The organism is Pelomonas sp. KK5 (assembly GCF_001984095.1).
Taxonomy (GTDB): domain Bacteria; phylum Pseudomonadota; class Gammaproteobacteria; order Burkholderiales; family Burkholderiaceae_C; genus KK5.
In genome coordinates this window covers 1-7,868 of the sequence record NZ_LYVQ01000269.1, presented here as the reverse complement: position 1 = coordinate 7,868, position 7,868 = coordinate 1, and the positions used below count along the sequence as shown (strand labels likewise).

Below are 7,868 nucleotides of genomic sequence, written 5' to 3'. Positions count from 1 at the left end.
GTCGTGGTGGGCGCGGGCGCCTCCAGCGCGCGGCGGCGCTGCGCTCCGCGCAGCTGCACCATCAGCGCCAGGCCGATCGGCAGCGCCATGTAGACGCCGCGCGAGAAGGTCGTCAGGCTCACGTAGACCGAGGCGGTCGCGAGCACCAGCAGCGCCACGAACATGCGCGGCGAGCCGGCGCGCAGCAGCGCCAGCACGGCGAAGGGGACGGTCAGCGCCAGGCAGCCGTCCAGCGCCGCGCCGCCGACATGCATCTCCCAGAACAGCGCCGTGCTGCGGTAGTCGGACGAGAAGTCCAGCAGCCCGCCGGTGTTGACGCTGCGCTCCCAGATGGCCGCCGCGCAGACCCCGGCCAGCGCCAGCGCCATGCCGTACAGCAGCGCCTGCGTCAGCTCGCGCGGCCGGGTCTGCGCCGCCTGCACCCACAGCGGCATCAGCAGCAGCACCTCGAAGAAGCTCTTCACCAGCCGCACGCTGTTCATCGGCTCGAAATAGCCCTGGAACCAGCCCCACTCGAAGCCGCCCGCATCGGCGAAGCCGCGCTCCATCGACAGCAGCAGCGAGACGGTGAACAGGGCCATCAGCAGCAGCACGGGGCCGGAGAAGCTCAGCGCCCGGCGCCACGTAGGCGCACGGTCCTGCGGCGGCATGCGCAGGCCCAGGGCCAGGTAGCCGCCGGCCGCGCAAGCGAGCACCAGCAGGTCCAGCTCCTCGAAGGTGATCCAGCCCGTCCAGGGGGCCAGGCCGATCCAGGGGAGCAGCGCCATCAGAACCGCGGGCGTGCGGGTCCACCAGCGCGCGGCAGCCGTGGCCGCGGCCAGCACGGCCAGGCTGGCCAGCAGCGGCGACAAGGGATGGTGCGCCGCCAGCGCCAGCGCCAGCAGGGCGCAGCCGGCAGCGATGACCAGCGACAGGGCCAGCGAAGCGCGATTCGGGAACGAGGCGATGGCGGACATGGCGGATTGGGCCCTGCTTTGACGGCGCATGATAAGCGGCAGTCCACGTGCGCCGCATCCACATAACGCCCCGCATCGACGGTATGGACATCGCCGCGACACTGCGCTCTCGCTATGCTCGCGCCCATGATCCCGACGCCCCCCGACCGCCTCCGCCGCGCGCTGCTGCAGGCCTCGCTGGCCGCTGCCTGCGCCCCCGCCTTCGTGCCCCATGCGCGCGCCGCCGATGTCGAGCGCTTCGCGCTGGGCATCGCCTCCGGCTCGCCGCGGCCGGACCGGCTGGTGCTGTGGACCCGCCTCGGCGGCGAGGGCCTGCCCGAGCAGGTGCCGGTGGACTGGGAACTGGCCGAGGACGAGGCCTTCGGCCGCATCGTCGCGCGCGGCCGAGAGATGGCGGTGGCCGAGGATGCCCACAGCGTGCATGCCGAACCCGCGGGCCTGAAGCCGGACCGCTGGTACTGGTATCGCTTCGGCGCGCTGGGCCGGCGCAGCGCGGTGGGCCGCACGCGCACCGCGCCGGCGCCGGACGCTGCCGTCGAGCGGCTGCGCTTCGCCATCGCCTCCTGCCAGCGCTGGGACCACGGCCTGTTCACCGCCTGGGGCGATGCGGCCAGGCAAGACCTGGACCTCGTGCTGTTCCTGGGCGACTACATCTACGAGTACGGCACCGCCGCCGCAGACCCCGCGCCGCGCCACCACAGCGGCGGCCCGTGCAGGACACTGGCCGCCTACCGCCAGCGCTATGCCCAGTACAAGGCCGACCCGCTGCTGCAGGCCGCCCACGCCCGCTGCCCGTGGATCACGATCTGGGACGACCACGAGACCGAGAACGACTGGGCCTCGGGCACCTCGGAGAGCCTGGACCCCGACTTCGACCGCCGCCGCGCCGCCGCCGCCAAGGCCTATTGGGAGCACATGCCGATGCCCAAGGCGGCGCGGCCGAGCGGCTTCGCGCTGCAGATCCACGCCCGCTACGACTGGGGCCGCCTGGCCCGGCTGGTGATGCTGGACGACCGCCAGTTCCGCGACCCGCAGGTCTGCCCGCCGCCGGGCCGCTGGGGCTCCACCACCGTCAGCGCCGCGCAATGCCCGGCGCTGCTGGACGACAAGCGCACGCTGCTGGGCGCGGCCCAGGAGAAATGGCTGGCCGGCAGTTGGGACGACACGCGCCCCTGGAACCTGCTGGGCCAGCAGACGCTGATGATGCGCGCCCACCGCCCGGCCGCCCGGCCCGAGGAAGCGAAGTACTGGACCGACGGCTGGGACGGCTACCCCGGCGCCCGTGCCCGCCTGCTGGCCGACCTGGCCGCCCGCAAGATCGACAACGCGGTGGTGCTGGGCGGCGACGTCCATGCCAACTACGTGGCCGACCTGCATGCCGACCCGGACGACACGGCCAGCCCGCTGCTGGCCAGCGAGTTCTGCGCCACCTCGATCAGCAGCCACGGCGGCAAGCAGGCCGCGCTCGACGCGATCCGCCCGCTGAACCCGCAGCTGCACTACGCCCGCAACGACGAGCGCGGCTACATGGCCTTCGAGCTGACGCCCAGGCGCCTGGACGCGCGGCTGCGCTGCATCAAGGGCGATGTGTGGGACGCGGCCAGCCCGGTGGGGGACTCGGCGCGCTTCGCGGTGGAGGCCGGCAGGCCGGGCGTGCAGGCGGCCTGATGACGCCGATCAGCCGTGCGGCGCCGGCTGCTGCTGCGCCGCCGGCTCGCGCTCGGCGAACACCTGCTTGCGCGCGGCCCAGCCGCCGGCGGCCAGCGTGGCCAGCGCCAGGCTGGCGATCAGCAGGCGCATGCCTGCGCGCGGCTTCTGCTGACCGGAGACCGGCTGCTCGCGCCGGCTCGGCTCGAAGGCCGGGTCCTGCAGCGGGATCGGGCGTGCGGGCACCGGCATCGGTGTCATTGCCAGCGCGGAGTGGTTCTCGCCGGCCAGCCAGGCGCGCAGGTCGTCGGCCAGGGCCTCGGCGCTGGGATGGCGCTGCGCGGGCAGCGGCGCAATCGCCTTGTGCATCAGCGCATCCAGGCTCAGCCGCTCGGCGGCGCTGAGCGCGGGCCAGGCGGCGGCCAGCGAGACGTCGGCATCGATCAGTTCGTTGGGCAGGCGGCCGTCGACCAGCATGCACAAGAGCGCGCCCAGGCCGTAGGCCTCGCTCGCGAGGCTGGGCGCGGCGCCCTGCTCGCGCTGCTCCGGGCTCAGGTAGCCGGGCGAAGTGCCCAGGCTGGTGCCGCGCTCGAAAGGATTCTCGGGATCGGGCATGCGCACCAGGCCCAGGCCCATCAGGCTCAGTTGCACGCCGGGGCCGATCCACAGCAGCGACGGGTCCAGCTCGCTCAGCAGCCAGCCCTGCTGGTGGGCATGACGCAAGGCATCGCACAGCTGCACCAGCACCTGCAGGCGCTCGCGCAGCGAGAGCTTGGCGCGCGCCTGGGTCAGCGGGCGGCCGCCGGCCCAGTCGAGGATCAGGTAGGGCTGGCCGCCGCCGGTCACGCCGCTGTCGCCGGGCACGGCGATGGCGGGGTGGCGGATCTGGTCCAGCTCGCCGGCGAGGTCGCCGTAGCGCAGCATCACGCCGGCGGTGCGCTCGGTGCGGGGCAGCACCAGCACCGCGGCCTGGCGCTCCTGGTCCAACGCATGGCGGGCCCGGTACCACTGGCCGCCGTTGTCGGCGCGGAACAGCGCGGCCTTGATGCGCCAGACGCCCAGCGCCTCGCCTTCCGGCAGCAGCGGCTGGACGGCAGGGGGCGGCAGGCTCAGTTCGGGCATTCGCATGGTCGAACGGATATTAGGGGGGGTCAGGCCGCGCGCGGCAATTCCCGGACCCACGAACGCGGGGGGATTGCCCATTCGCGCACGCTTGAACTTGGCGTTATGGTGCGAGCGCCCCCGCGGATGAGGGTCCGCTCGTTTCAGGCGTTATCGTGGCGGGGCACGCCACAACACAGAGATCCCGGAGACATCGACGATGCAGTTGCGCATGCCCCGCCGGCTGGCCGCCGCGGCGCTGGTCTTGTTCGCCTGTGCGCCTGTTGGCGCGGCCGAGCCGACGGGCTGGCAGCAGCCCTCGCCGGCCATCCGCGAGCTGCTCGATGCGCCGGCCCTGCCGCGCTGGCAGATCTCGCCGGACCGCCAGACCCTGGCCACGATCGAGCGCCGCCGCTTCTCCAGCATCGAGGAGCTGTCGCGCCCCGCGCTGCGCCTGGCCGGCCTGCGCTTCGAGCCCGGCTGCGCCTGCCCGCAGGGCCTGGTGCAGATCCTCAAGCTGCGGCTGCGCCCCCTGCTCAATCCGGATGCGCCGGAGCGCAACGTCGAGCTGCCCGCCGGCGGCCTGTTCCATGACTTCTCCTGGTCGCCGGACGGCCAGCATTTCCTGCTGCAACGGCGGGTCGACCAGGCCAGCGAGCTGTGGCTAGGCGACAGCGGCAGCGGCCGCATCCGGCCGATCGCCTTCGTCAAGCTGAACACGGTGCTGATGCAGAGCGAGCCGGCCTGGCTCAATGCGCACGAGGTGGTGGTGGCCACGGTGCCGGACCGCCGCGGCCCGCCGCCGGTGCGCGGCCCGGGCGGGCCGGTGGTGCAGGAGAGCCAGGGCCGGGCCTCGCCCGAGCGCACCTTCGCCGACCTGCTCAGGAGCCCCTACGACGAGGCGCTGTTCGAGTACCACGCCCGCTCGATGCTGACGGTGGTGGACATCGGCAGCGGGCTGTCGCACGACTACGGCACGCCCGCGCTGTACACCAGCATCGGCGTGGTCGGCACCGGCAACGGGGCCAGCGGCCCCAGCGGCCAGTTCCTGCTGACCGAGCGCCTGGTGCGGCCCTTCAGCTACGGCCTGCCCTGGGACGACTTCCCGCGCGTCGTCGAGGTCCGCGCCCGCGACGGCCGCCTGCTGCGCGAGCTGGCCAAGCTGCCGATGCGCCAGGGCGTGGCGCTGGACGGGGTGCCCGCCGGGCCGCGGGTGTTCCAGGGCTCGCCCTTCGGCGACGCCGCGGTCTACTGGGTCGAGGCGCTGGATGGCGGCAACCCGGCCCGCCAGGTGGCCTTCCGCGATCGCGTCATGCGCCTGGACCCGCCCTTCATCGGCGAGGCCCAGGAGGTCCAGCGCATGCCGCACCGCTTCGCGCGCCTGCTGTTCCTGGACGACGGCCAGAACGCCCTGCTCACCGAGGTGGACCGCACACGCGCCTGGACGCGCAGCTACGTGCTGCCGCTGAACGGCTCGCAGAGCCGGCCGCTGTTCGACCACTCGCTGCGCGAGAAATACCGCTTCCCCGGCACGCCGCTGATGCGCACGCTGCCCGGCAACGGCCGCAGCGTCGTCATCGCCGCCCACGGCGAGCTGCTGATGAACGGTCCCGGTGCCGGCCCACGCGGCGAACGGCCCTTCCTGGACCGCATGTCATTGAAGGACGGGGCGACGACGCGGATCTTCCAGTCGGCCGAGAACGCCTACGAGCAGCCGCTGCTTCTGCTGGACGGCGGCCGCCTGGTGACGCAGCGCGAGAGCCCGACCGAGCCGCCCAACCTGATGCTGCGCGACGGCAGCGGCAGCAGCGCGCTGACCCGCGCCAGGGACCCGACGCCACAGCTGCGCAAGATCCGCCGCGAGCTGGTCAGCTTCAAGCGCGCGGACGGCGTGGAGATGAGCTTCTGGCTCTGGCTGCCGCCGGACTTCAAGGAGGGGGACAAGCGCCCGGCCCTGGTCTGGGCCTACCCGCTGGAGTTCGCCGACGACGCCACCGCCGGCCAGATCAGCGGCTCGCCCAACCGCTTCAACGTGTTCACCGGCCTGTCGCCGCTGAACCTGCTGATGGACGGCTTCATCGTGCTGAACGACGCGACCATGCCCATCGTCGGCGACCCGCGCAACGTCAACGACACCTTCGTCGACCAGATCGTCGCCAATGCCCGCGCGATCATCGACAAGGCCGACGAGCTGGGCATGGTCGACACCCGGCGCCTGGCCGTCGGCGGCCACAGCTACGGCGCCTTCATGACCGCCAACCTGCTGGCCCATACCGACCTGTTCCGCGCCGGCATCGCCCGCAGCGGCGCCTACAACCGCACGCTGACGCCCTTCGGCTTCCAGGCCGAGCGGCGCAACCTGTGGGAAGCACGCGAGGTGTACCAGCGCCTCTCGCCCTTCCTCTACGCCACGCAGATCAAGGAGCCCCTGCTGCTGATCCACGGCGAGCTGGACAACAACAGCGGCACCTTCCCGATGCAGAGCGAGCGCCTGTACCAGGCCCTGGCCGGCACCGGGGGAACGGCGCGTTATGTGCTGCTGCCCTGGGAGGGGCACGGCTACACGGCGCGCGAGTCGGTGGGCCAGGTGCAGTGGGAGATGAGCCAGTGGCTCAGGACCTACCTGGGCGATCCCCGCGTGCGCGCGCCCGACTGATCCCCAGCACGGCCGCCAGGCCCAGGCCCATCAGCGCCAGCGAGGCGGGCTCGGGCACCGCCGTGACGCTCTGGTTGGTGGCATCCGGCGCGAAGTCCGAGATCGCCGCGGTGCCGCTGACGCTGCCGGCGCGCGGCCACAGGTTCCAGGTGTAGGCGGCCTTGGCGAAGCCGGTGCTGGCCAGCAGCGAGCCGGGCACGGTGGCGCTGATCGTGTTGCCGTCCAGCACCGGCGTGAGCGCCGTGGCGCCCACGCTGCCGGTGCCGTTGGCGCGCAGGATCACGACGATGTCGAACTTGATGTCCGGATAGCCGGTGCCCAGCGTGGCGAAGGAGGCCGCGCCGTTGCCGCGGTTGACGCCCCAGACGTAGAAGCTGCCGGCGGTCGTGCCGATGGCGGCGTTCATCGTGCCGGAGAAGGTGAAGGTATCGGTGTCGGTGTTGTAGCTGACGAAGCTGCTGACCACGTCCAGGTCGCCGGCGTGCGGGCCGGTGTAGGTCGCGATGAAGTCGTCGATCGGGTCGTTCGCGGTGGCTGCCGCGGCCGGCAGCAGCGCGCTCGCGAGCAGGGCGGCAGCAAGGATTCGTGTCGTCATCGAGGGCTCCTCATGCGGTTGGGGTGACCCGCCTGAGTACCCTCTCAGGGTGCCGGGGTTGCGCTGCTGCATTGCGCCTGGGCCCGCAGGTGGCGCACCGCCTCGCAGGCCAGCGCGCCGGCCCCCTGCAGCCACTGGCGCAGCTGTTCCGGCGCAAGACCTGGCACCAGCGCGCGCAGCAGCGCCGCGGTGCCGCTGATCTGGGCGGCGGCGAGCGAGCTGCCGGAAGCGAAGTCGAAACTTCCGCCCGGCGCCAGGGTCAGGATGTCGCGGCCCGGCGCGGCCAGGGTGCCGGCCGCAGGTGCTTCGTCCGACGAACGCACCGCCAGCACGCCGGCCACGCCGCCCGGGAAGCCGCCGTGCGCCCCGCCCGCCGGCACCGCCCCGACGATCACCGTGCCCCGCGCCAGCGCCGCTGCGGCGAGCCTGTCCAGCAGCGGATCGGGCGGGCCGCTGAGGCTCAGGTTGATCACGTCGGCCCCGGCCGCGATGGCCGCCCCCAGCGCCTGGGCCAAGGTGAAGCTGTTGCAGCGCGCGCCCGGCTCGCCGGGCTGCTCCCAGCAGGCCCGGTAGGCCAGCAGCCGCGCCTGCGGCGCCACGCCGACGATGCCCAGCCGGTTGTTGGCCTCGGCCGCGATCACGCCGGCGACCTGCGTGCCGTGCCGCTCGGGACCGGCCAGCAGCGGATGGGCGGCGCCGACGAAGTCGCGCTGGGCGGCGATGCGGCCGCGCAGCTCGGGGTGGCCGGCGTCCAGGCCCGTGTCCACCACCGCGATGGACACGCCCTCCCCGCGCGACCAGCGCTGCGCCTCGGCCACGCCCAGCGCCGCGAAGCCGCGCTGCAGGCCCACGTAGGGATCGTTGTAGGCGGCGCCGGCCGGCTCGCTCAGCGTCTGGAACTCGTTGAGCGGCT

The 7,868-nt window shown here is 73.3% G+C and carries 5 protein-coding genes and 1 pseudogene; 2 read left to right on the top strand and 4 right to left on the bottom strand.

All coding sequences use genetic code 11. The features are described from left to right. A pseudogene (locus tag B0W88_RS27535) lies at positions 1-956 on the bottom strand (hypothetical protein); the annotation flags it as partial. A gap of 126 nt (positions 957-1,082) precedes the next feature. Here B0W88_RS27535 and B0W88_RS27530 point away from each other — a divergent pair. Next, positions 1,083-2,624: an alkaline phosphatase gene (locus B0W88_RS27530; RefSeq protein WP_083749109.1), complete on the top strand. Its 1,542-nt coding sequence runs from the start codon at positions 1,083-1,085 to the stop codon at positions 2,622-2,624. A 9-nt stretch (positions 2,625-2,633) separates the two neighbouring features. Here B0W88_RS27530 and B0W88_RS27525 read toward each other — a convergent pair whose 3' ends face one another. Further along, positions 2,634-3,731, bottom strand: coding sequence for a hypothetical protein (locus B0W88_RS27525; RefSeq protein ID WP_158080958.1), 1,098 nt, complete (start codon positions 3,729-3,731; stop codon positions 2,634-2,636). A 193-nt stretch (positions 3,732-3,924) separates the two neighbouring features. Between B0W88_RS27525 and B0W88_RS27520 the strand changes: the two genes are divergently transcribed. Next, a complete protein-coding gene (locus tag B0W88_RS27520) occupies positions 3,925-6,360 on the top strand; it encodes a S9 family peptidase (protein ID WP_083749108.1) in 2,436 nt (811 codons plus the stop codon). Here B0W88_RS27520 and B0W88_RS27515 read toward each other — a convergent pair. After that, positions 6,317-6,955, bottom strand: coding sequence for a PEP-CTERM sorting domain-containing protein (locus B0W88_RS27515; RefSeq protein WP_077037759.1), 639 nt, complete (start codon positions 6,953-6,955; stop codon positions 6,317-6,319). The genes B0W88_RS27520 and B0W88_RS27515 overlap by 44 nt on opposite strands. Before the next feature lie 44 nt (positions 6,956-6,999). Next, positions 7,000-7,868, bottom strand: an 869-nt coding sequence (locus tag B0W88_RS27510) for a S8 family serine peptidase (protein WP_158080957.1), incomplete at its 5' end; no start/stop codon positions are given.

Excerpts from the sequence above, each read along its gene's own strand:
- B0W88_RS27515 (WP_077037759.1), bottom strand. The coding sequence starts at position 6,955 with ATGACGACACGAATCCTTGCTGCCGCCCTGCTCGCGAGCGCGCTGCTG.
- B0W88_RS27530 (WP_083749109.1), top strand. The coding sequence starts at position 1,083 with ATGATCCCGACGCCCCCCGACCGCCTCCGCCGCGCGCTGCTGCAGGCC.
- B0W88_RS27520 (WP_083749108.1), top strand. The coding sequence starts at position 3,925 with ATGCAGTTGCGCATGCCCCGCCGGCTGGCCGCCGCGGCGCTGGTCTTG.
- B0W88_RS27525 (WP_158080958.1), bottom strand. The coding sequence starts at position 3,731 with ATGCGAATGCCCGAACTGAGCCTGCCGCCCCCTGCCGTCCAGCCGCTG.